Origin of the sequence: Paraburkholderia sp. XV, assembly GCF_020177535.1 — a bacterium.
GTDB classification, from domain to species: Bacteria; Pseudomonadota; Gammaproteobacteria; order Burkholderiales; family Burkholderiaceae; genus Paraburkholderia; species Paraburkholderia caribensis.
In genome coordinates, this window is sequence record NZ_JAGUUD010000056.1 from 25,683 (window position 1) to 47,783 (window position 22,101).

Annotated in this window: 20 protein-coding genes; 12 read left to right on the forward strand and 8 right to left on the reverse strand. The window is 64.0% G+C overall.

The window, feature by feature from the left end:
• The first annotated feature begins 519 nt into the window (after nt 1–519).
• Both KFO72_RS23980 and KFO72_RS23985 read left to right on the forward strand, forming a co-directional pair.
• Nucleotides 520–1,701 carry a glycosyltransferase family 9 protein gene (locus KFO72_RS23980; RefSeq protein ID WP_224102376.1) on the forward strand — a complete coding sequence of 394 codons (1,182 nt, stop codon included), beginning with the start codon at nt 520–522 and terminating at the stop codon, nt 1,699–1,701.
• A gap of 125 nt (nt 1,702–1,826) precedes the next feature.
• Nucleotides 1,827–2,615, forward strand: a complete 789-nt coding sequence (locus tag KFO72_RS23985) for a phosphate/phosphite/phosphonate ABC transporter substrate-binding protein (RefSeq protein ID WP_225033190.1) — start codon at nt 1,827–1,829, stop codon at nt 2,613–2,615.
• Between the two features lie 22 nt (nt 2,616–2,637).
• Here the strand turns inward: KFO72_RS23985 and KFO72_RS23990 are convergent, their stop codons facing one another.
• The 4 genes from KFO72_RS23990 to KFO72_RS24005 are packed head-to-tail and all read right to left on the reverse strand — an operon-like array spanning nt 2,638 to nt 8,326.
• Nucleotides 2,638–4,650 (reverse strand): acetyl/propionyl/methylcrotonyl-CoA carboxylase subunit alpha, encoded by a 2,013-nt coding sequence (locus tag KFO72_RS23990; RefSeq protein WP_225033191.1) that lies wholly within the window; start codon nt 4,648–4,650, stop codon nt 2,638–2,640.
• A gap of 53 nt (nt 4,651–4,703) precedes the next feature.
• A complete protein-coding gene (locus KFO72_RS23995; protein WP_225033192.1) occupies nt 4,704–5,489 on the reverse strand; it encodes an enoyl-CoA hydratase/isomerase family protein in 786 nt (261 codons plus the stop codon).
• A gap of 28 nt (nt 5,490–5,517) precedes the next feature.
• On the reverse strand, nt 5,518–7,125 hold the full coding sequence (locus KFO72_RS24000) for a carboxyl transferase domain-containing protein (RefSeq protein ID WP_062916995.1): 1,608 nt from the start codon (nt 7,123–7,125) through the stop codon (nt 5,518–5,520).
• 19 nt (nt 7,126–7,144) lie between these two features.
• Entirely contained in the window at nt 7,145–8,326 is a 1,182-nt protein-coding gene (locus tag KFO72_RS24005) for an isovaleryl-CoA dehydrogenase (RefSeq protein WP_225033193.1), read from the reverse strand.
• A gap of 310 nt (nt 8,327–8,636) precedes the next feature.
• Between KFO72_RS24005 and KFO72_RS24010 the strand changes: the two genes are divergently transcribed.
• The 3 genes from KFO72_RS24010 to KFO72_RS24020 all read left to right on the forward strand — a co-directional run bounded on the left by KFO72_RS24010 (nt 8,637) and on the right by KFO72_RS24020 (nt 10,124).
• Nucleotides 8,637–9,431, forward strand: coding sequence for a TetR/AcrR family transcriptional regulator (locus KFO72_RS24010; RefSeq protein ID WP_225033194.1), 795 nt, complete (start codon nt 8,637–8,639; stop codon nt 9,429–9,431).
• 85 nt (nt 9,432–9,516) lie between these two features.
• Nucleotides 9,517–9,672 carry a hypothetical protein gene (locus KFO72_RS24015; protein ID WP_007743066.1) on the forward strand — a complete coding sequence of 52 codons (156 nt, stop codon included), beginning with the start codon at nt 9,517–9,519 and terminating at the stop codon, nt 9,670–9,672.
• Between the two features lie 50 nt (nt 9,673–9,722).
• Complete coding sequence (locus tag KFO72_RS24020; protein ID WP_054933836.1) at nt 9,723–10,124, forward strand: PRC-barrel domain-containing protein; 402 nt, start codon at nt 9,723–9,725, stop codon at nt 10,122–10,124.
• A gap of 54 nt (nt 10,125–10,178) precedes the next feature.
• On the opposite strand, the gene KFO72_RS24025 is transcribed toward KFO72_RS24020, so the two are convergent.
• Nucleotides 10,179–11,084 carry a LysR family transcriptional regulator gene (locus tag KFO72_RS24025; protein WP_225033195.1) on the reverse strand — a complete coding sequence of 302 codons (906 nt, stop codon included), beginning with the start codon at nt 11,082–11,084 and terminating at the stop codon, nt 10,179–10,181.
• A gap of 112 nt (nt 11,085–11,196) precedes the next feature.
• On the opposite strand from KFO72_RS24025, the gene KFO72_RS24030 reads away from it, so the two are divergent.
• A complete protein-coding gene (locus tag KFO72_RS24030) occupies nt 11,197–12,738 on the forward strand; it encodes an MFS transporter (RefSeq protein ID WP_225033196.1) in 1,542 nt (513 codons plus the stop codon).
• Nucleotides 12,739–12,789: 51 nt separating this feature from the next.
• Here the strand turns inward: KFO72_RS24030 and KFO72_RS24035 are convergent, their stop codons facing one another.
• Nucleotides 12,790–13,371 carry a YMGG-like glycine zipper-containing protein gene (locus KFO72_RS24035; RefSeq protein WP_035996691.1) on the reverse strand — a complete coding sequence of 194 codons (582 nt, stop codon included), beginning with the start codon at nt 13,369–13,371 and terminating at the stop codon, nt 12,790–12,792.
• A 217-nt stretch (nt 13,372–13,588) separates the two neighbouring features.
• Between KFO72_RS24035 and KFO72_RS24040 the strand changes: the two genes are divergently transcribed.
• Both KFO72_RS24040 and KFO72_RS24045 read left to right on the forward strand, forming a co-directional pair.
• Nucleotides 13,589–14,122 carry a MarR family winged helix-turn-helix transcriptional regulator gene (locus tag KFO72_RS24040; protein ID WP_054933833.1) on the forward strand — a complete coding sequence of 178 codons (534 nt, stop codon included), beginning with the start codon at nt 13,589–13,591 and terminating at the stop codon, nt 14,120–14,122.
• Entirely contained in the window at nt 14,119–15,333 is a 1,215-nt protein-coding gene (locus tag KFO72_RS24045; protein ID WP_062917000.1) for an MFS transporter, read from the forward strand. The genes KFO72_RS24040 and KFO72_RS24045 overlap by 4 nt, the downstream gene beginning before the upstream one ends.
• Before the next feature lie 27 nt (nt 15,334–15,360).
• Here KFO72_RS24045 and KFO72_RS24050 read toward each other — a convergent pair whose 3' ends face one another.
• The gene (locus KFO72_RS24050) at nt 15,361–16,854 is read right to left on the reverse strand and encodes an aldehyde dehydrogenase (RefSeq protein ID WP_062917001.1); all 1,494 of its coding nucleotides are present in this window, start codon (nt 16,852–16,854) and stop codon (nt 15,361–15,363) included.
• Nucleotides 16,855–16,951: 97 nt separating this feature from the next.
• Nucleotides 16,952–17,503, reverse strand: coding sequence for a cupin domain-containing protein (locus tag KFO72_RS24055; RefSeq protein WP_225033197.1), 552 nt, complete (start codon nt 17,501–17,503; stop codon nt 16,952–16,954).
• 436 nt (nt 17,504–17,939) lie between these two features.
• Here KFO72_RS24055 and KFO72_RS24060 point away from each other — a divergent pair, with 436 nt between their 5' ends.
• The 4 genes from KFO72_RS24060 (at nt 17,940) to KFO72_RS24075 (ending at nt 22,082) form a co-directional block, all read left to right on the forward strand.
• Nucleotides 17,940–18,146 (forward strand): hypothetical protein, encoded by a 207-nt coding sequence (locus KFO72_RS24060; RefSeq protein ID WP_039901929.1) that lies wholly within the window; start codon nt 17,940–17,942, stop codon nt 18,144–18,146.
• Nucleotides 18,147–18,452: 306 nt separating this feature from the next.
• A complete protein-coding gene (locus tag KFO72_RS24065) occupies nt 18,453–19,241 on the forward strand; it encodes a gamma-glutamyl-gamma-aminobutyrate hydrolase family protein (protein WP_054933830.1) in 789 nt (262 codons plus the stop codon).
• Nucleotides 19,242–19,276: 35 nt separating this feature from the next.
• A complete protein-coding gene (locus KFO72_RS24070) occupies nt 19,277–20,611 on the forward strand; it encodes a glutamine synthetase family protein (protein ID WP_054933864.1) in 1,335 nt (444 codons plus the stop codon).
• Nucleotides 20,612–20,645: 34 nt separating this feature from the next.
• The gene (locus tag KFO72_RS24075) at nt 20,646–22,082 is read left to right on the forward strand and encodes an aspartate aminotransferase family protein (protein WP_225033198.1); all 1,437 of its coding nucleotides are present in this window, start codon (nt 20,646–20,648) and stop codon (nt 22,080–22,082) included.
• Nucleotides 22,083–22,101 lie beyond the last annotated feature (19 nt).

The following is a 22,101-nucleotide window of genomic DNA, read 5'->3' on the forward strand; positions in this document are numbered from 1 at the left end:
GCCAGGCCGGAGGGGGTATCGCACCGCGCAGCTTGTTGCTCTTACCGGAAACACCAATCCAGCAACCGGTCCTGAGTGATGCGCACACGACGCGAAAGCCGACACACAGTTTGCCACCTGGGCGGCGGCGAACTGTCTGGCACGGCGTACGGTGACGCGGGCATATGAAGTGGGTGAGGCGTACAGAGAGGGCGTTGGCAACGCACGTGAACAGGTGCGCTGCCGTGTGAAGGTTGGGGACGCTGGGGGCCCGTGGGCAGACGTCAAGCGCTGACGGTGTGAGCCGCTTTCTTTTGCCTACTTTTCTTTGCGGCGGCAAAGAAAAGTAGGTGCCGCCCCGCACAGGGGCGACGCGTGAAGCCAGATAACGCATCGCGGATGCCAGCGAAAACACACCCAAGCCAAAACCAAAACCAGAAAATTGACCGAATAAACCGGAACCTCGTCGTTTCCCCCCGCCCACAACCCGTCAAAATCAACCGCACAACGCGCACCCTTGCCCGCAGGAGACCTCACTCCATGGACTGGAAAAATCTGCTAATCGAAACGCCAGTCTGGCTGATGGCCCGCTTCCATCCATCGCGTTTCGACCCACGCAACAAAACCCCACGAGAAATCCTCATCCTCCGCCCCAACGACTTCGGCGAACTGCTCACCACCACCCCACTCTTCGAATCGCTGCGCAAGCAGTTTCCATCGACACGCCTGATCGCCGGCATCGGCAGCTGGGGCCGTCCAATCCTGGAAAACAATCCATATATCGACGAAATCGTCGAACTCGACGCGCCCTGGAACAACAAGATCGTCGCAGACCGGTCGCACAAGAACGTCCTGCGCTTCCTGTGGAAGTCCCCGCAGATCGACGCGCTGCGCGCCCGCGGCGGCTTCGACGTCGCGATCGACGTGCTCGGCAGCTACATGGGCGCGCTGCTGATGATGCGGCTCGGCGCGCGCTACCGCATCGGCGTGCGCGGCTATCGCGGCGGCTGGAGCGGGTGTCAGGCGCACGTCGTCTACGCGAGACGCCAGGCCGGACGCGCGGCGCTCGCGCAAGGGGAACTGCTAGGCGCGACCGCGCTGCCCGAAGTGCGCCCGCAACTCTTTCTGACGGGCGACGAACGCGCGCGCGCCACGCAACTGTGGATGGCAAACCCGCCAGCAGGCCGGCCCACCGTGCGCATCGTCGCCGGTGTCGGCGCCGGCGTGCCCACCAAGGCGTGGCCCGCGCGCCAGCTGGGCGCGGCGCTCGCGCAAATCGCGCAAGCGCTGGAACAGCAAGGCCGCGCGTGCGAAATCGTGATCGTCGGCAGCGCGGCGGATCAGCCGCGCGCGGCCGAGGCCATCGCCGCAGCCGGTCCGGGCGCGTCCGTTCGCTCCGTGGCAGGCGAGGTGCCGATGCGCGTCATGTTCGCGCTCGTCGAGCAGGCGGACGTCGTGCTGACCAACTCGACGATGCTGATGCACGTCGCAGCCGCGTTCCGTCGTCCAACAGTCGCCGTCCTGGGCGGCAGCATCACGAAACCGGATGTGCACGACGCGATATGGGGTTATCCGCCGCCTTACGCGAGCGTCACGCCCGAGAAGTCCGCCGACGGTCAGCGGCTGCAGGCATGGCCGGACGTCGGTCGCGTGGTGCAAGCGGTGTTGCAGTCCGTCGCCACAGTGGACCAACCGCGCACGAGCCTCGACGCCGCAGCCTGACGGCGCGAGCGTGCTTCGTCGACGCTGCCGCCCGGCGTCGTGCGTGCCGTCACGATGGCCGCCACCAGGCGATCGCGTGACAAAGCCCGCTGCCCGCAGAGCGATCAGCGTTTAGAATCGCCTGCATGAATCCGATCGCCGCTCTGCCGATGTACAACGTATCGCCCGCGCTCGCAGCCGACTGGCATGCACTGCTCGCAGACGTGCTGCGCAATGTCGAGCCGCGCGCCGCGATCGTCGAACCAGAAGACCTGCACGCGTTCTGGCGGAGCCCGGACCTGCTGCTGTCGCAGACCTGCGGTTACCCCTACGTGCTCGGGCTGCACGCGCATGTGCAACTGATCGCGACGCCGCGATTCGATGCCCCCGGCTGCGAAGGCGCGAACTATTCGAGCGTGCTCGTCACGCGCGATGACGCCCCCTTCGATTCGATCGAAGCCTGTCGCGGCGCGCGCGCCGCCTTCAATTCCACCGATTCGAACAGCGGCTATAACGCCTTGCGGCACAGCGTCGCGCCGCACGCGAAGCACGGCAGGTTCTTCGGCGCCACGCTGGAGACGGGATCGCATCTCGGCTCGCTGCACGCCGTTGCCGAAGATCGCGCGGACCTTGCCGCGATTGATTGTGTGACGATGGCCTTCGCGCACGACGCGTATCCCGAACTGACGGGTCGCTTGCGCGACATCGGCTACACGCGCTCATCGCCGGGACTGCCGTTGATCGCGTCGACGCATGTCGCGCCTGAACAGGCGGAAGCATTGCGCGACGCGCTCGACGAAGCCGTCGCCGCGCAACCCGAACGCGCCCAACGGCTCAGGCTCAAAGGCTTTTCGCGCTTGCCGCCCGAAGCATACGAAAGCATCCGCCAAATGGAAAGCGAGGCGCGCGTAGCGAACTACGCGCGCCTCGCATGACGCTTCCTCGAAACCCAGCGCCTTATTCGACGTCCAGCACCAGCAGTTGCGCGCCGTCGGTAACCTGATCGCCGACGGCATACAGCACCTCCGCCACCTTGCCCGCTGCGGGCGCGCCGATCGTGTGCTCCATCTTCATCGCTTCCATCACGATGAGCGGCTGCCCTTTCTCCACCACCGCGCCCTGTTCGACCAGCACCGCGATCACCTTGCCCGGCATCGGCGCCGTGAGACGCCCTTCGCCATGCTCGGCATCGGCTGCATGCGCGAGCAGGTTCTGCCATTCGAAAGCGAGCGCCTCGCCACGGCAGAACACATGGAACGTATCGCCGTCGATAAACACGCGGCCCGTCACATGCGACGCGCCGATCGCCGCGCCATATTCGTGCTGGCCCGCGCCCGTCCACCACCTGAATGGCTCGGTCCGGCCATCGTGAGTGAGGGTCCGCGTTTCGCCGTCGCGCGAGAAAACCACGGCAAACGCAGTCTCTTTCTCGATGTCGCGCCAGTTGAGCGTCTGCGTATAACCGCCGTTCAGGCGCCAGTGCGACAGCGCATCCCACGGCGACGCGCCATGCGCGACACCGCCTTCTCGCGTCAGTAGCGCGCCGCACGCGAGCGCCAGAGCTTCGAGGAACGGCTTTTCGACAGGCGCGAACAGCGCATCGTGATGACGCTCGATCAATCCCGTATCGAGATCGCCCGTCGAAAACGGCACGCTCGCGACGATACGCTGCAGGAACTCGACGTTCGTATGCGGGCCGACCACCTCGCAGCCGCGCAGCGCCTGGCTCATGCGCTTCAGCGCTTCTTCACGGCTTGCGCCATGCACGATCAGCTTCGCGATCATCGGATCGTAGAACGGCGTGATCGTATCGCCTTCGCGCACGCCGCTGTCGATACGCACGGGCGCACGCTCGCCGCCCACGCCAAGCGAAAACTCCACGCCTTGCGGCATGCGCAGATGCTTCAGCGTACCCGTCGACGGCAGAAAGCCGCGCGCCGGATGCTCGGCGTAGATGCGCGCCTCGATTGCATGACCTTCGATTCGCAGTTGATCCTGCGCAAGCGGCAGCGGCTCGCCCGCCGCGACACGCAACTGCCATTCGACGAGATCGAGTCCCGTCACCATCTCCGTCACAGGATGCTCGACCTGCAGACGCGTGTTCATCTCCATGAAGTAGAACTCGCCGCCTTCCGTCATGATGAACTCGACCGTGCCCGCGCCGACGTAATTCACCGCGCGCGCCGCCGCGACAGCCGCCTCGCCCATCGCGCGCCGCACATGCGGCTGCAAGCCAGGCGCGGGCGCTTCTTCGAGCACTTTCTGATGGCGGCGCTGCACCGAGCAGTCGCGGTCGAACAGATAGACGGCGCCGCCATGCTTGTCAGCGAACACCTGCACTTCGACGTGACGCGGTCGCATCAGATACTTTTCGATCAGCACGCGGTCGTTGCCGAAGCTGCTCGCCGCCTCGCGCTTGCATGACGCCAGCGCGGCGTCGAACTCTTCGGTGCGCGTCACCACGCGCATGCCTTTGCCGCCGCCGCCCGCGCTCGCCTTCAGCAGCACGGGATAGCCGATTTCATCGGCCTGGCGGTGCAGCAGGTCGGCGTTCTGATCGTCGCCGTGATAGCCCGGCACGAGCGGCACGGCCGCGGAGTGCATCAGCGCCTTCGCAGCGGCCTTCGAGCCCATCGCGGCAATCGCTTCGACGGGCGGTCCGATGAACGCAATTCCCGCCTTCTCGCAAGCGTGCGCAAAGTCCTCGTTCTCCGACAAAAAACCGTAGCCGGGATGCACGGCCTGCGCGCCCGTCGCGATGGCCGCCTCGATGATGCGTTCGACGCGCAGATAACTTTCCGCCGCCGTCGAACCGCCGATGTGCACGGCCTCGTCGCACGCGGCGACATGCTTCGCGTTCGCGTCGGCGTCGGAATAGACCGCGACGCTCGTGACGCCGAGCCGCTTGCAGGTCGCGGCGACGCGGCAGGCGATTTCGCCCCGGTTCGCAATCAGGATCTTGTTGAACATGAGGTGTCTCGATGGATGTTGTTCTGTGCCGTGGCGACGTTCAAAGCGCGCTGTCAAACCCGCCACGAAGGCGAGCGCTTCTCGAGAAACGACGCGACGCCTTCGCGCCCTTCCGCGCCCGCACGTGTTTTCGCAATGCGCGCGGCCGTGTCTTCGATCAACGCCGCGCTGATTTCGCGCCCGGCGATATCCTGCACGAGCTGCTTGCACGCCTTCACCGCTTGCGGACCATTCGCGCACAAGGCGGCCGCGAGTTGCTGCACGGTTTCGTCGAGCTTGTCAGCGCTCACGCATTCGGCGACGAAGCCGAGCCGATAAGCCGTCGCGCAATCGAATGCCTCGGCTGTCATGAAGTAACGGCGCGATGCCTGCTCGCCGAGCGCGCGGATCACGTACGGCGCGATCGTCGCGGGAATCAGGCCGAGGCGCGCTTCGGACAGGCAGAACTTCGCGCTGTCCACGGCGACCACGATATCGCACGCCGAGATCAGGCCCATGCCGCCCGCGTAGGCGTCGCCGTTCACGCGCGCGATCACCGGCTTGTTGCAGCGATAGATCGACGCGAGCATGTCGGCAAGGCGCATGGCGTCGGCGCGGTTCTCGTCGTCCGAGTAACCGGCCATCTTCTTCATCCAGTTCAGGTCGGCGCCCGCGCAGAACGCCTTGCCGTTCGCCGCGAGCACGACGGCGCGCACGTCGTCGCGCGTGTTCAGCGCGCGAAACACCGACGTGACTTCGGCGATCATCGCTTCGTTGAACGCATTGCGCACGTCCGGGCGATTGAGCGTGACGGTGGCGATCCCGCGCTCGAACACAACGCTCAGGTTGTCGTATTGCATGGCCGAAGCTCCTTTCGCTGCGCCGTCGTTACATGCGGAACACGCCGAAGCGCGTGTCTTCGATCGGCGCGTTCATCGCCGCCGACAGGCCGAGGCCCAGCACGTCGCGCGTCTGCGCGGGATCGATCACGCCGTCATCCCACAGACGGGCGCTCGCATAGTACGGATGACCCTGATGCTCGTATTGCTCACGGATCGGCTGCTTGAACGCCTCTTCCTGCTCGGCCGTCCACGTGCCGCCCTTGCCTTCGATACCGTCGCGCTTGACGGTGGCCAGCACCGAGGCCGCCTGCTCGCCGCCCATCACCGAGATACGCGCGTTCGGCCACATCCACAGGAAGCGCGGCGAATAGGCGCGGCCGCACATGCCGTAGTTGCCCGCGCCGAACGAGCCGCCGATGATCACCGTGAACTTCGGCACCTTCGCAGTAGCGACGGCCGTCACCATCTTCGCGCCGTTGCGCGCGATGCCTTCGTTCTCGTACTTGCGGCCCACCATGAAGCCCGTGATGTTCTGCAGGAACACGAGGGGAATCTTGCGCTGCGCGCACAGTTCGATGAAGTGCGCGCCCTTCAACGCCGACTCCGAAAACAGAATGCCGTTGTTCGCGACGATGCCGACGGGATGCCCCCAGATATGCGCGAAGCCGCACACGAGCGTGGTGCCGTAGCGGGCCTTGAATTCGTCGAACGCGGAATCGTCGACGATGCGCGCGATCACCTCGCGGATATCGAAGGGCTTGCGCGTGTCGACGGGAATCACGCCGTAGATGCTCTTCACGTCGAAGCGCGGCGGCTTCGGTTCCTGCATCGTGACGGGCACGTCCTTGCGCCGGTTCAGATTGCCGACGATGCTGCGCGCAATCGCCAGCGCGTGTGCATCGTTTTGCGCGAGATGATCGACCACGCCCGACAGACGCGTATGCACGTCGCCGCCGCCCAGGTCTTCCGCGCTGACCTCTTCGCCCGTCGCCGCCTTGACCAGCGGCGGGCCGCCCAGAAAGATCGTGCCTTGATTCTTGACGATGATCGATTCGTCGCTCATCGCCGGCACATACGCGCCGCCCGCCGTGCACGAACCCATCACCACGGCGATCTGCGGAATGCCTTGCGCGGACAGGTTCGCCTGGTTGTAGAAGATGCGGCCAAAGTGATCGCGGTCGGGAAACACCTCGTCCTGATTCGGCAGGTTCGCGCCGCCGGAATCGACGAGATACACGCAAGGCAGGCGGTTTTCCTGTGCGATTTCCTGCGCGCGCACGTGCTTCTTCACGGTCACGGGATAGTACGTGCCGCCCTTCACCGTCGCGTCGTTGCAGACAATCACGCACTCCTGGCCCGCAATGCGCCCGATGCCCGTAATCACGCCCGCACCCGGCGCGTCGTCGTGATACATGCCGAATGCCGCGAGTTGCGACAGTTCGAGAAATGGCGTGCCGGGGTCGAGCAGTTGCGCGATGCGATCGCGCGGCAGCAGCTTGCCGCGCGACACGTGCTTGTCGCGCGCGGCAGGACCGCCGCCCAGCGCGAGCTTGCTGATCTTCGCCTTCAGGTCTTCGACGAGCGCCTCGAGCGCGGCCGCATTGGCGCGGAAATCGTCCGAGCGCGGATTCAGTTTCGATTCGATGATCGGCATGTTCTCGTTCCCCGGCGCTTTACATCGTTTCCGCAAACAGTTCGCGGCCGATCAGCATGCGGCGGATTTCGCTCGTGCCCGCGCCAATTTCATAAAGCTTCGCATCGCGCCACAGACGTCCCACGGGATACTCGTTGATATAACCATTGCCGCCGAGAATCTGGATCGCCTCGCCCGCCATCCACGTGGCTTTTTCCGCCGTGTAGAGAATCACGCCCGCGCAGTCCTTGCGCACCTGGCGCACGTGCGCCGTACCGATCGTGTCGAGCTGACGGCCAACCGCGTACAGATACGCGCGGCAGGCCTGCAACGTGGTGTACAGATCGGCGACCTTGCCCTGGATCAGCTGGAATTCGCCGATCGACTGACCGAACTGCTTGCGGTCGTGAATGTAGGGCACGACGGCATCCATCACCGCCATCATGATGCCCGTCGGGCCGCCCGCGAGCACCGCGCGCTCGTAGTCGAGGCCGCTCATCAGCACCTTCACGCCGCCGTTCAGTTCACCCAGAATGTTCTCTTCCGGCACTTCGACGTTCTCGAACACCAGCTCGCCCGTGTGCGAGCCGCGCATGCCGAGCTTGTCGAGCTTCTGCGCGACGGAAAAGCCCTTCATGCCCTTCTCGACGATGAACGCCGTGATGCCGCGCGGACCGGCTTCGATATCCGTTTTCGCGTAGACGACCAGCGTGTCGCAATCCGGGCCGTTCGTGATCCACATCTTGGTGCCGTTCAGCACGTAGCGATCGCCCTTCTTCTCGGCGCGCAGCTTCATGCTGACCACGTCCGAGCCGGCATTCGGCTCGCTCATCGCCAGCGCGCCGACATGGTCGCCCGACACCAGCTTCGGCAGATACTTCTCTTTTTGCGCCGCATTGCCGTTGCGGTGAATCTGGTTCACGCACAGGTTCGAGTGCGCGCCGTACGAGAGACCGACGGACGCCGACGCGCGCGAAATCTCCTCCATCGCGACCATGTGCGCGGTGTAGCCCATGTTCGCGCCGCCGTATTCCTCGGAGACCGTCATGCCGAGCACGCCCAGATCGCCGAACTTCTTCCACAGGTCCATCGGAAACTGGTCGGTGCGGTCGATCTCGCCCGCACGCGGCGCGATCTCCTTCGCCGCAAACGACGCGAGGCTGTCGCGCAGCATCTCGATCTCTTCACCAAGCGGGAACTGCAAACCGGGCAAGTTGCTCATGTGTGTCTCCAGGAGTTCGTGGCGGGCGGCTCACGCGCGTCGTGGCGCGCAGCGCCGCCTCGCATCAGGCAATTTTTCTGAGCCGGACTCAGCCGGCTGCTTGGCTGCGCAGCCTGAGTGGCTCGTCATTCATTCGACATGTGCGGCTGCGCGGCAGCACAGAGCGCATTTCACTCCAGATTTACGTAAGCGTCAATCGGTATTTTTGAGTGTCACTCAAAAACCGTGAAGTACGCGCTGAATGGCTTGCCAGCGTGGTAGTATCGGCCGCAACGGAGCCTTTGCGCTCCGAAATCTGAACTGGACTCATATGATGGGCGTAGCAAGGACCGAAGTATCGGGATCGCGCCGCCAGCCGGCGGGCCGCAAGTCGCAGCAGCGCGTGAAGGAGATTCTTCAGGCGGGCCGCGACGTCTTTTCCGAAAAGGGCTACGAACGCGCGACGACAGCGGAGATCGCGCAGCGGCTGGGCATTTCCGAGGCCACGGTGTTCAGCTACTTTCGCGGCAAGCGCGAGTTGTGTGCGCGCGTGATCGGCGACTGGTACGACGAGATCATCGAAGCCATCGAATCGGGCCTGCCGCGCGACGGCAGCATCCGCCAGCAGTTCGCGTTCATCGTGCGCACGCATTTGCGGCTGATGCTGGTCAACGGCACGGGGCTGTGCGCGCTCGTGCTGTCGGAAGGCCGCACGCGTCAGCACGAACTCAGCGAAGAGCTGACGGGCTTGCAGCGCCGCTACACCGCGCCGCTGATGCGCGTGCTGTCGCACGGTCAGCAGACGGGCCAGATCCGCTCGGACGTGCCGCTGCGCCTGCTGCGCTCGCTCGTGTTCGGCCCGATGGAACATGTACTGTGGGACGCGACGCTCGGCAATCGCCGCACCGACATCGACGCCACGGCAGACCGCCTGATCGACGTGCTGTGGTCCGCGTTGCAGCCGCCCGACGCGTCGCTCAGCGCGCTCGTGCAGTTCCGCCAGGAAGTGGGCGAAGCGGCGCGCCGTCTGGCCGAGGCGGAAGCCGCGCATCAGCAGAATGCCAGGCAGGCGGCGCCCGAACGCAGCGAGCGCAGCGGGCACATCAACACGGGCGAAGACGCTTAAGCCCACGCATTGCACCGGGCGCCCGGCCGGGTGCGCAACTTGCTGAAGCATGAATGCCAGCAACGCGACCCAAGGAGGCCCGGCCATGTCGACCACGCCCAACGAAGGCGAAAACCCTATCCGCCCCGACCAGTCCGACGTCGTGCAGACCGATCTGCCCGACGTCGGTCCGTCGCAGGACCCGGACGCGCCGCCACTCGATCCCGACGTCAACCCCGATTACGAGGACGACAAACCTTAGGCCAGGCAACGTTGGTCACACGCATCGAATGTCAGGGAGGGAGGATCATCGTGCAACACGCATTCAACAGAACATGCCGGATCGGCGTCGCGAGCCTGTTCATCGCGCTCGTCTCGACGTCGGCGCTCGCGCAAGGCGCGCCGCAATCGGTCACCGAGCGGCGCACGGAAGTCATGCAGACGGGCAGCGGCTTTCGCGCCTCGAAGCTCGCGGGAACGAGCGTCTACAACCGCGACAAGGACAAGATCGGCACCATCGACGATCTGATCGTCTCGCCGTCCGATCACACCGCGTTCGCGATTCTGTCGGTGGGCGGCTTTCTCGGCATGGGCAAGCACTACGTCGCCGTGCCGTTCCGCGATCTGCAGATCACGGCTAAACAGGTGACGATGCCGGAGGCGACCAAATCGTCGCTCGAAGCGTTGCCCGAGTTCAAGTACGCGCCGGACTGAGCGCCCAACGCTCCGGCCGCCCCGCATCGGATATGCCGGCGGCCGGTTTGGTCATCATTCTTCGATCAGCGCGGGAATCTCCGCGACGAGCGCATCGATCGCGCAACGCACCTTCGACGCCATGTAGCGCGTCTGCGGCCACACCACGTTGATCTCCAGCGGCGGCAAACTGCAACGACCCTTGACCAGCGCGAGTTCGCCCGACTTCACGTAGCGCGCGAGCAGCCATGACGGCAGGCGCGCAAGCCCAAAGCCCGCGAAAGCCGCGGCGGCGATCGCCTGCACGTCGTCCATGCTCAGATGCGGGTTGATGTTCACGCGCTTTGGCTGGCCGTCGTCGCCCTGGAAATCCCACGGCGCGAGCGCGCCGCCCCGCGCATACACGATACCTTCGAGCCCGTGCATCTCGTCGAGCGTAGCGGGCATGCCGTGCCGCGCCAGATACGACGGCGCCGCGCCGACGCAGGTGTACTGCACGCCCAGGCGCCGCGCGGCGAGACTCGTGCTGTCGCGCAACTCGCCGATCCGCACGGCGAGATCGAAGCCTTCTTCGACGAGATCGACCATGCGGTCGCTGAACGACATGTCGATCTGCAGCTTCGGATGCCGGCGCGCCAGGTTCATCAGCACGGGCGCGACGCACAGCTGGCCGAACGCGAGCGGCAAGCTCACGCGCAGCCGCCCGCGCGGCGCGCGCCGTCCGCCTTCGAGTTCGGCCTCTGCCGCCTCCAGTTCCGCGAGCGCACGCACGCAGCGCTCGTAGTATGCCTGGCCGTCTTCCGTGAGACTTTGACTGCGCGTCGTGCGATGGATCAGGCGCACGCCGAGCCGCGCCTCCAGGCGCGCAATCACCTTGCCGACAGCCGAGCGCGTGAGGTTCAGCCGTTCGGCCGCGAGCGCGAAACTGCCTGCCTCCACGACCTGCACGAAGGTCGCCACGCCATCCAGGCGGTCAGTCATCGTGCCGCCTGATTGGTTCCTTTTTGGCCTCATTCATGAGAATTAGCCTCGTCAATCGGGACTGATGTTCCCGATATATTAGCCGTTCATCGACCGTAACGGGGTTCACGTCATGCAGTTTCTTCATCCGCGCAGGAACACGCTTGCCCTGCTCGCCGCCTGCCTTTCATCGCTGATGTTCGGGCTCGAGATCTCCAGCGTTCCCGCGATCCTGCCTGCGCTCGAACATCTGCTGCACGGCGATTTCAAGGACATGCAGTGGGTCATGAACGCGTACACGATCGCCTGCACGACGGTCCTGATGGCGACGGGCACGCTCGCGGACCGCTTCGGCCGCAAGCGCGTGTTCGTGCTCAGCATTGCGCTGTTCGGCATCACGTCGCTGCTGTGCGGGCTGGCGTCGAACATGGCCGTGCTGATCGCGGGCCGCTTCCTGCAAGGCGCGAGCGGCGGCGCGATGCTGATCTGCCAGGTTGCCGTGCTGTCGCATCAGTTCCAGCAGGGACACGCGCGCGTCAAGGCGTTCGCCGCGTGGGGCATCATCTTCGGGATCGGGCTGGGGTTCGGGCCGATCATCGGCAGCGCGACGGTCGCGCTGACGGGCTGGCAGTGGGTGTTTCTCGTGCACGTGCCGCTGGCGCTCGCGACAATCGCGCTCGCCTTCAGCGGGGTGAGCGAATCGCGCGATCCGCACGCGCACAAGCTCGATATCGTGGGCGTCGTGACCTTGTCGCTCGCTGTGTTCGGCGTCGCCTTCTACATCACGCAGGGCGCGGACTTCGGCTTTGCAAGCCTGCCCGCGCTTGGCATCGTCGCGGCCAGCGCGCTCTGCCTGATCGCGTTCTTCGTCGCCGAGAACGTGAGCGCGCATCCGATGTTCGACTTCTCCGTTTTTCGTCTCCGCAAGTTTTCGGGCGCGCTGATCGGATCGGCTGCAATGAATTTCAGCTTCTGGCCTTTCATGATCTATCTGCCCGTGTACTTTCATCACGCGCTCGGCTACGACGATCTGCACGCGGGGCTTGCGCTGCTCGCGTACACGCTGCCCACGCTGGTCGTGCCGCCCGTCGCGGAACGTCTCGCGCATCGCTATCAGCCGGGCTTCGTGATTCCCGGCGGGCTCTTCACGATCGGGCTCGGCTTCATGCTGATGCGTCTGGGCAGCGGCGCGGAGCACGCCAGCTGGATGACGATGCTGCCCGGCTGCGTGGTCGCCGGCATCGGACTCGGCCTGACGAACACGACCGTGACGAACACGACGACGGGTGCCGTGCCGCCAGCACGCGCCGGCATGGCCTCGGGCATCGACATGAGCGCGCGGATGGTCTCGCTCGCGATCAACATCGCGTTGATGGGGTTCGTGCTGGTGGCGGGCGTCGAAGCGGCTGTGTCGCGCGCGTGGTCGGGCGCGCAGGACGCCGCGCACATTCACGCGACTAGCGCTGCGATCGCGGCGGGCCACGCCGTGGCGCTCGACGGCAAGATCGCGCACGATGCGCTCGTGCACGGCTTCGGATGGGTCATGCTGTACGCAGGTGTCGGCGCGTGGCTGCTCGCGGCGGCGAGCTTCGCGACCTTCGGCGCGTTGACGAACCCGGCCCGTTCCAAGCTGCAAGACACATGCGCGGCGACATCAACGCAACGCACGGATTGATACAAAAAGCGTGAGCGCGGACGACGCGCTCACACTTTCAAGACGCGCGGATCAGTAATAAGGATACGGCGCGTAAACGGCGCCCGGCGGGGCATAGTAATAAGGACGCGGCGCGTAGTAGACGGGGCCCGGCGCATAGTAGGCAGGCGGCGTTGCATAGACGGGCGCGGGCGGTTGCGAGATGGTGTTGCCCTTCGACGTCATGCACTGCGCGTAGGCCGCGTCGTAGCGCGCCTGCAGCCCATACGCCGAATACGACGCGCCATTCGCGCCCGTTGCGCCGCCGACCAGCAACCCGCTGCCCGCGCCGATTGCCGCACCGGCGCCCGGATTGCCCGCCGCCGCACCGATCAGCGCGCCGACGGCCGCGCCGCCCAGCGTGCCGACAGCCGCGCTGCCCACGGCATTGTTGGTGGCCGCCTGCGATGCCCCATTGGCGTCCGTGCTGCGGTACGCATAGTCGCGGCACGCGTAGTCGTCCTGCTGGAACTGTTCGAGCGGCTCGCCTTTGCGCGGCAGCGCAACCACGCTCGGCCCGCTGGGCGGGACGACGGCGCACCCGCCCAGTGCGAGCAACACCCCGACGACGATCGTCGGCATTGCGACCTTTCTTGTGACCTGAGTCTTGTTCATGTTCGTCGACCTGCCAATGAAGAATGCCAATGTCCAATAGGAGAACAATAGTCCAACAGACTTAAGCTTGAGTTACGAATGCGTTACTGGATATTTCTGCACTCTGCCCTGGCGCAGCGCGCAAAAAGTAAAAAAGGGTCAGCGGAATTCGCCTTGAAATCGCAGCCAGATATGTGCATCATGCACATATGCACAGTGCACATATCGAGGTGAAGCGATGACCCGACGCATGGAAAATCTGCTCGGCGTGCTCGCCCTTCTGGTGACGGACGAACTGAACGCACAACCCAGCATTCCCGCGCTGGCCGGTTCGACTGCGCGCGCCATGCTCAATGCCATCGGCCAGTACCCCGATTCGTCGATCGAGCTGCTGCGCGAGGCCGTCGACCTCTCTCATCCCGCCGCCGTGCGGGCGGTAGCGGGACTCGTCGACGCAGGCCTCGTCGAAAAGAAGGCGGGCAGCGACAAGCGTTCGGTTGCGCTGGCGCTCACGGCCGCCGGGCGCCGCGAAGCGAACCGCTTGCGCACCGCGCGCGGGCGCATGCTCGAACGCATCGTCGCGCGGCTCGATGAAAGCGAGCGCGATGTGTTCGAAGGTCTGCTGATCAAGATCCTCTGGAACGAAACGCGCGACTCGCCGCATGCGATGCAGCTTTGCCGCTTGTGCGACGACAAGCCGTGCCTGAAAGCGGGTTGTCCCGTCGAGTGCCGCGAACAGGGACTGCCGATGCCCGAGCGGAGCGCATCATGAACGCCGCCGGGATCGACGCGATCCGCTCGAACGCTGCGCCCGTGCGCTGGCGCGCGGTGGCCGCGCTGACGGCCGTCTCGACGCTCTCGCAGATCGGCCAGTTCGGCATCGGCTTCATGGTTCTGCCCGTCTGGCTCGCGCATCAAGGGCTCGACGCGCCACGCGCGGGACTCTTCGCTGCGGCGCAATGGGCGGGGATGTTCGTCGGACTGTTGCTCGCGCCGCGTCTGATCGAACGCATCGGATCGAAGCTGACCGTGTCGCTCGGGCTTGCCGCTTCGCTGATCGCGTATGCATCGTTCGGTGCGTTGTCGTGGCCCGCGTGGATCTTGCCCGGCATGCTGACGGGGCTCGGCATCGGCTTGCGCTGGATCGCGAACGAAACCTGGCTCTACAGTCTCGTGCCCGCCGACAAGAGCGGCAAAGTCGTCGGCGTTCATGAAACCCTGATTGCATCGGCGGGCGTGCTCGCGCCGGCGCTCGCGGTCTACGCTGGCGTAAGCGGGACACTGGTGTTCACGTCGGGCTCGCTGCTGACGCTTGCTGCCGCCGTTCCGTTGTGGCTTACCCGTTCGTCCTCGCCGCAACCTGTCCGGGAGCCGCATGTCGCGCATGGCACGCGCCGCGAACTGGGACCGGTTGTTTGCCTCGGGCTCGTGACGATTGCAGTCGGCGGCATTGGTGACGGCGCGCTCTATGGACTCTTCCCGCTCTTCGCCGACAGCCGCGGACTCACGGCCGCGCAAACCGCGACCATGCTCGCATGCTTCGGTATCGGCGGCATGGCGCTGCAATTCCCTGTCGGTTGGCTCGCGGATCGCGCCGGTCTCGCGGCAACGGTGATCCTCTGCGCGTTGACCAGCACGGCGGCTATCGTGGCGTTCGCCTTCGCGCCGGCCGCGTCGCTTGCGTATGTCGGCGCCGCGCTGCTGCTCGGCGGCATGAACAGCGCGTATATCACGCTCGGCATGTATGCGGCCGCTTGCGGCGACAAACAGGCAATCACCCGCAACATGCGCGTGCTGTCGCTCGCCTTTACTGCATGCTCGATCGCCGGGCCGCTCTTCGCGGGGGCTGCGATGAAGGCGCTCGGCAACGATCTGTTGATGTGGCAACTCGCGATCATGAGCGGCGCGCTCATGATCTATACGCTCGGCATGCGCGAAGGGAACAGGCAGGCAAGGCAGCGCGCGCCTTCGGCCTCTTCGTGACGACCGTGGTCGCGCGCCGCGTTTCGCTCAGCGCAAGCGCACCAGCGTCGACTTCAGCTCCGTGTACTTTTCGAGTGCATGCAACGACTTGTCGCGGCCATTGCCCGACTGCTTGTAGCCGCCGAACGGGAAGTTCATGTCGCCGCCTTCGTCGTAGCAATTGACCCACACGGTACCCGCGCGCAGACGCCGCGAGACTTCATGCGCCGTGGTCAGGTTCGCCGTCCACACGGCGGCGGCGAGACCGTAGTCGCTGTCGTTGGCAATCGTCACGGCTTCGTCGATCGTATCGAACGTGATCACCGACAGCACCGGCCCGAAAATCTCTTCACGCGCGATCTTCGCATCATGCTTCGGCACATCGAAAACAGTCGGCTCGATATAGAAGCCGCCGCTTTCCTGCTGTACACGCGTGCCACCGTGCAATAGCTTTGCCTCGGCCCGCCCTGCTTCGATATAACCCAGCACGCGATCGAGCTGCACCTGATCGACGATTGCGCCCATCGACGTCTTCGGGTCCAGCGGGTTGCCCGGCGCGTAGCTGCGCGCTGCCGCGATCAGCTTGTCGAGGAACACGTCCTTGATGTCGCGATGCACGAGCAGACGCGAGCCCGCCGTGCACATCTCACCCATGTTGTAGAAAATCGCGCCCGCCGCCGTTTTGGCAGCGCGGTCGAGATCGGGACAATCGGGCAGCACGATATTCGGCGACTTGCCGCCCAGTTCCAGCCACACGCGCTTCAGGTTGGACTGCCCGGCGTATTGCATGATCAGCTTGCCGACGTTCGTCGAACCCGTGAACGCGAGGCAATCCACATCGTGATGCAGCGCGAGCAGCTTGCCCGGCTCGCCGCCGCCGGGCACGACATTGAACACGCCTGCGGGAATGCCCGCTTCATGCGCGAGTTGTGCGACGCGAATCGCCGTCAATGGCGACTTCTCCGAAGGCTTGAGCACGACGCTATTGCCCGCGGCGAGGGCGGGCCCGAATTTCCACGATGCCATCAGAATCGGGAAATTCCACGGCACCACGGCGGCGACGACGCCGAGCGGCTCGCGCGTCACGAGGCCGACCAGGTGATTATCGGCAGGCACCACTTCGCCGCCCACCTTGTCGATAGCTTCTGCAAACCATTCGACGCAATACGCCGCGCCGGGCACGTCGACGCTGGTCGTGTCGCCGATCGGCTTGCCTGCGTCGAGTGTTTCGAGCAACGAGAGCTCGTCGAGATGCTCGCGCATCAACGCAGCCCATTTGAGCAGCTTCGCTTTGCGCTGGCGCGGATTGAGGCCGGCCCATACGCCTCGACTGAATGAATGGCGCGCGGCGCGCACGGCCGCATTCACGTCGGCCTCGCCGCAATCGGCGACTTTCACGAGTACTTTGCCGTCGATCGGACTCACGCAGTCGAACGTACGCCCGCTTTCGGCAGGCCGATACTCGCCGTCGATAAACGCGCGCCCTTCGATTGCGAGCGCCGCTGCCTTGTCCTGCCAGTAAGCCAATGTCGTCTTGTCCATCAGGATGCCTCAATGTTATGCGTTCGGCGCAGTGAAAATGGCATGTGCGATGCAACGCTGCGCGAAACGCGTTGACGCGAAGCGATGTGCGAAAAATTCAGAAAGTGGGCGGCGAGTTGGCCGACACGACTTCGCACACCTGCTGCGCGCTGGGATTGCGAAAACGATGCGGTAAGCGGCTTTCGAAGTAATAGCTGTCGCCGGGGTCGAGCAGCCACGTCGTACCGTCGACGGTCAATTCGAGCTGACCGCTGACCACGACGCCGCCCTCGTGCCCTGCGTGCTGCAACATTTCCGGGCCGGTATCCGCGAGCGGCTGATACACCTCGCGCATGATGCCCATATTGCGGTCCTTGACACTCGCGCCCGCCAGATAGAACTCGATCTGCTCATTGCCGAGGTTCGGCATCTCCGCGCGGCGCGACACCACGGTGCGGTCGGCCTCGATTTCAAATGTGAAGAATTCGGCGAGACTCATGGGTATGCATTCGAGCAATTTCTTCAGCGATCCGACGGACGGACTCACGCGGTTCTGCTCGATCAGCGAAATCGTGCCGTTTGTCACGCCCGCCCGTTTCGCCAGTTCCCGCTGCGAAAGACCGTGCTTTTTCCGGATGTACTGCAGGCGGGCTGCCACTTCAATTGACATCAATGCACTCATGAGAACGGGTAGTACTTCACGAAAAGAGCGCATTCGAATAGCACGCGCGTGTGTTGAATATTCTAATCACTTTAAATTGAACGCTTCTGGGGAAAACCCTGAAAGCGAAACGAAATTTTTACGCATCTACCGGCTTCAAAGTTGACTTTATTACGCATAGATGGCTCAGGGTAAGCCCTCATCAAAGTTTCGTAAAAAGACTTTGACGGCCTTTTTGACTCGTATATCCTGAACTACAGGTTGATGTTTCCTGATTCGATTACCGCTGCGGCGGCCGGTTTAATCGCCGAAGCAGCGAGTAAAGAATGCGTTACGGGTAACAGCCTGTCGTCCCGTTTCTTTAAACGTTCGACGCGTTTTCCGAACGGGGCGTTCAATACTTTCAACGTGCCAGTCGAGTGTAATCGTGAGAGTCCGAGGCCCTTTGGTTAGGTGGGATCGTAGTCAGTTCGCGAGGTGTCTTCGCGCTGACAACGCCATCGCCGACGGCAGCAACGGCAGGCTTGCGTTTCGCCGCTTTCTGTCCGTCTTCACGATCCTGTCGCGCCGTTCCGTTCGTCGTCACAACTCTATTTCAGCGCGTGCGTTCATCGCGGTTCACACCGACGAAGTCGCGTCGCTCTTGCCCTAGCGCCTTTCCACCTGCCGCTGTCAGGCCCGCTTGCGGGTCGATGCTTCGCGCGCGTTATCGCGCCGCGTCTTCGGTCGCGCTCGTCCCTACATCGGACACGCGCCGTTGCACGCCTGCAATCGCGCGCAGCGGAGCGAACCGGACAGCGTATCTGTTTGCAACGCGCGGCGCGATCCGCTGACGACGCTGCCACGCAAGCACGCTTCCAGTAGCGTTGCGCTCCGCGCATCGCTGCGGAATCGTGCCGCGCGTACGCACACCATGATTTGCCGCGTTCCCGCAGTCAACGACGAATACCAGTTAGTCATGCAAATGAAACCTTTAGTCGGCGTCACGGCCGACAGAACGATGATGGGTCCGCATCCTTCGCATGTGGCCGGCGAAAAGTACCTCGCGGCCGTGGTCGACGGCGCGCAAGCGCTTGCGATGCTGCTGCCCGCGTTGGGCGACCGGCAGGCGCCGGACGATCTGTTCGCGCATATCGACGGCCTGCTGTTTACGGGCAGCTATTCGAATGTCGAGCCGCATCGTTATGGCGGTCACGCGAGCGCACCCGGCACGCTGCACGACGCCGCACGCGACGCGACGACGCTGCCGCTGATGCGCGCCGCGATCGACGCAGGCATCCCCGTGCTCGCTATTTGCCGTGGCTTTCAGGAAATGAATGTCGTATTCGGCGGGACGCTGCATCAAAGCGTTCAAACGGTGGACGGCTATGACGATCACCGCGAGAACAAGGAAGACGACCTCGACGTGCAGTACGGGCCTTCGCATGCGCTGCATCTGATGCAAGGCGGGCTGTTGCAGAAGCTCGCCGGCGGCGCAAGCGAAGTGCGCGTGAATTCACTGCACGGCCAGGGCGTCGAGCGGCTCGGCGACGGCCTCACGGTCGAAGCCCACGCGCCGGACGGGTTGATCGAAGCGATCAGCGTGACGCATGCGCGCGCCTTCACGCTCGGTGTGCAATGGCACCCGGAATGGAAGCACGCAAGCGACACGCTATCGACAGCGATCTTCCGTGCGTTCGGCACGGCGTGCCGCGAACGAATGCGCATGAGGACGGGTTCGGCAGCGGCTGCAAGCGCACATGTCTGATCCCCGTTCTGCGCAAAAAAACAGAGAGAACGATCATGCAAGACATTGACGAGTTTCTGAAGAAGCATCACATCACCGAAATCGAGGCGATCATTCCCGACATGGCAGGGATCGCGCGCGGCAAGATCATTCCGCGCAGCAAGTTCGAATCCGGCGAATCCATGCGCCTGCCGCAAGCCGTGATGATCCAGACGGTGACGGGCGAATATCCCGAAGACGGCTCGCTCACGGGCGTCACCGACCCGGACATGGTGTGCGTGCCCGATCCGTCGACGATCCGCATTATTCCGTGGGCCGTCGATCCCACCGCGCAGGTGATTCACGACTGCGTGCATTTCGACGGCACCCCCGTCGCGATCTCGCCGCGCCGCGTGCTGCGCCGCGTGCTCGATCTCTACAAGGCCAAAGGCTGGAAGCCTGTCATCGCACCAGAGCTGGAGTTCTATCTGGTCGACATGAACAAGGACCCCGACCTGCCCTTGCAACCGCCCGTCGGGCGCACCGGCCGTCCCGAAACAGGACGTCAGGCGTATTCGATCGAAGCCGTGAACGAATTCGACCCGCTCTTCGAGGACATCTACGAGTACTGCGATATTCAGGAACTCGAAGTCGACACGCTGATTCACGAAGTCGGCGCCGCGCAGATGGAAATCAACTTCCTGCACGGCGATCCGCTCAAGCTCGCCGACCAGGTCTTTCTGTTCAAGCGCACCGTGCGCGAAGCGGCGCTGCGTCATCACATGTACGCGACGTTCATGGCAAAGCCGATGGAGAACGAACCCGGTTCCGCGATGCACGTGCACCAAAGCCTCGTCGATGAAGAGACAGGCCAGAACCTGTTCACGGGCAGCGACGGCAAGCCGACCGACCTGTTCAACCAGTACCTCGCCGGCCTGCAGAAGTACACGCCCGCATTGATGCCGATCTTCGCGCCGTACATCAATTCATATCGGCGCCTGTCGCGCTTTATGGCTGCACCGATCAACGTGCAATGGGGTTACGACAACCGCACGGTGGGCTTCCGCATTCCGCATTCGGGCCCGCAGGCACGCCGCATCGAGAACCGCATTCCGGGCGTGGACTGCAATCCGTATCTGGCGATTGCGGGCACACTCGCGGCCGGCTATCTCGGCATGACGCAGCGGCTCACGCCGACCGAGCCGCTCACCAGCGACGGCTATGAATTGCCGTACCAGTTGCCGCGCAATCTCGAAGAAGGACTCACGTTGATGGGCGCGTGCGAGCCGCTCGCCGAAATCATGGGCGAGCAGTTCGTCAAGGCGTATCTCGCGCTGAAGGAAACCGAATATGAAGCGTTCTTCCGCGTGATCAGTTCGTGGGAACGCAAGCATTTGCTGCTGCACGTCTGAGTCCGGCGTCATCCGCAAAACAACTGGAGGCAACATGAGTTACAGAACAGAAGAAGTCGCTTACGTGCAGTCCGCGCAACCGGCCGCGAAGGCGAGTGCTTCGCAACAGCAGCGCAGCACGGCTGAATACCGCGCGCTCGATGCCGCGCATCATATTCATCCGTTCTCCGATATGGGCGCGCTCAATCGTGCGGGCAGCCGCGTGATCGTCAAGGCAGAAGGCGTCTATCTGTGGGACTCCGATGGCAACAAGATCATCGACGGCATGGCGGGACTGTGGTGCGTCAACGTCGGCTATGGCCGCAAAGAACTCGCGGACGCGGCGTACAGGCAGTTGCAGGAACTCCCCTTCTACAACACGTTCTTCAAGACCACGCACCCGCCCATCATTGAACTGTCGGCCTTGCTCGCCGAATTGACGCCCCCGCCGTTCAATCACTTCTTCTACTGCAATAGCGGCTCGGAAGGCAACGATACGGTGCTGCGCATCGTTCATCAGTATTGGGCGACGCAAGGCAAGAAACTGAAGAAGTTCGTCATTTCGCGCAAGAACGGCTATCACGGTTCGACGATCGCGGGCGGCACGCTCGGCGGCATGGGCTATATGCACGAGCAGATGCCTTCGCAGGTAGAGCACATCGTGCATATCGATCAGCCGTACTGGTTCGGTGAAGGCGGCGACATGACGCCGGAGGAATTCGGCCTCGAACGTGCGCGTCAGCTCGAAACGGAGATTCTCGAGCTTGGGGCTGAGAACGTTGCTGCGTTTATCGGTGAGCCTTTCCAGGGAGCGGGCGGCGTGATCTTTCCGCCTTCTACCTACTGGCCGGAAATCCAGCGCATCTGCCGCAAGTACGACGTGCTGCTGGTCGCCGATGAAGTGATCGGCGGCTTCGGACGCACGGGCGAATGGTTCGCGCATCAGCATTTCGGCTTCGAACCCGACCTCATCACCATGGCGAAGGGCTTGACGAGCGGCTACATCCCGATGGGCGCCGTCGGCCTGCACGACCGCATCGCCGAGGCGATCATCGAGAACGGCGAGTTCAATCACGGGCTCACGTATTCCGGCCACCCCGTCGCCGCCGCCGTGGCTGTCGCGAACCTGAGGCTGTTGCGCGACGAGAAGATCGTCGAGCGCGTGAAGAACGAAACGGGGCCGTATTTCCAGCGGTCGCTGCGCGAGACGTTCGCGAACCATCCTATTGTCGGTGAAGTGGCGGGCGCGGGACTTGTCGCGGGCATCCAGCTCGCGCAAAACCCGAAGACCAGACAGCGCTTCGAGAATGGTGGCGACGTCGGCACGATCTGCCGCGACTTCTGCTTCAACGGCAATCTGATCATGCGCGCCACGGGCGACCGCATGCTGCTCTCGCCGCCGCTCGTCGTCACGAAGAGCGAGATCGACGAGATCGTCGCGAAGGCGAAAAAAGCCATCGACGCAACCGCACAACAGCTAGGGCTTTCGTAACGGTAGTCAGACCACCGGC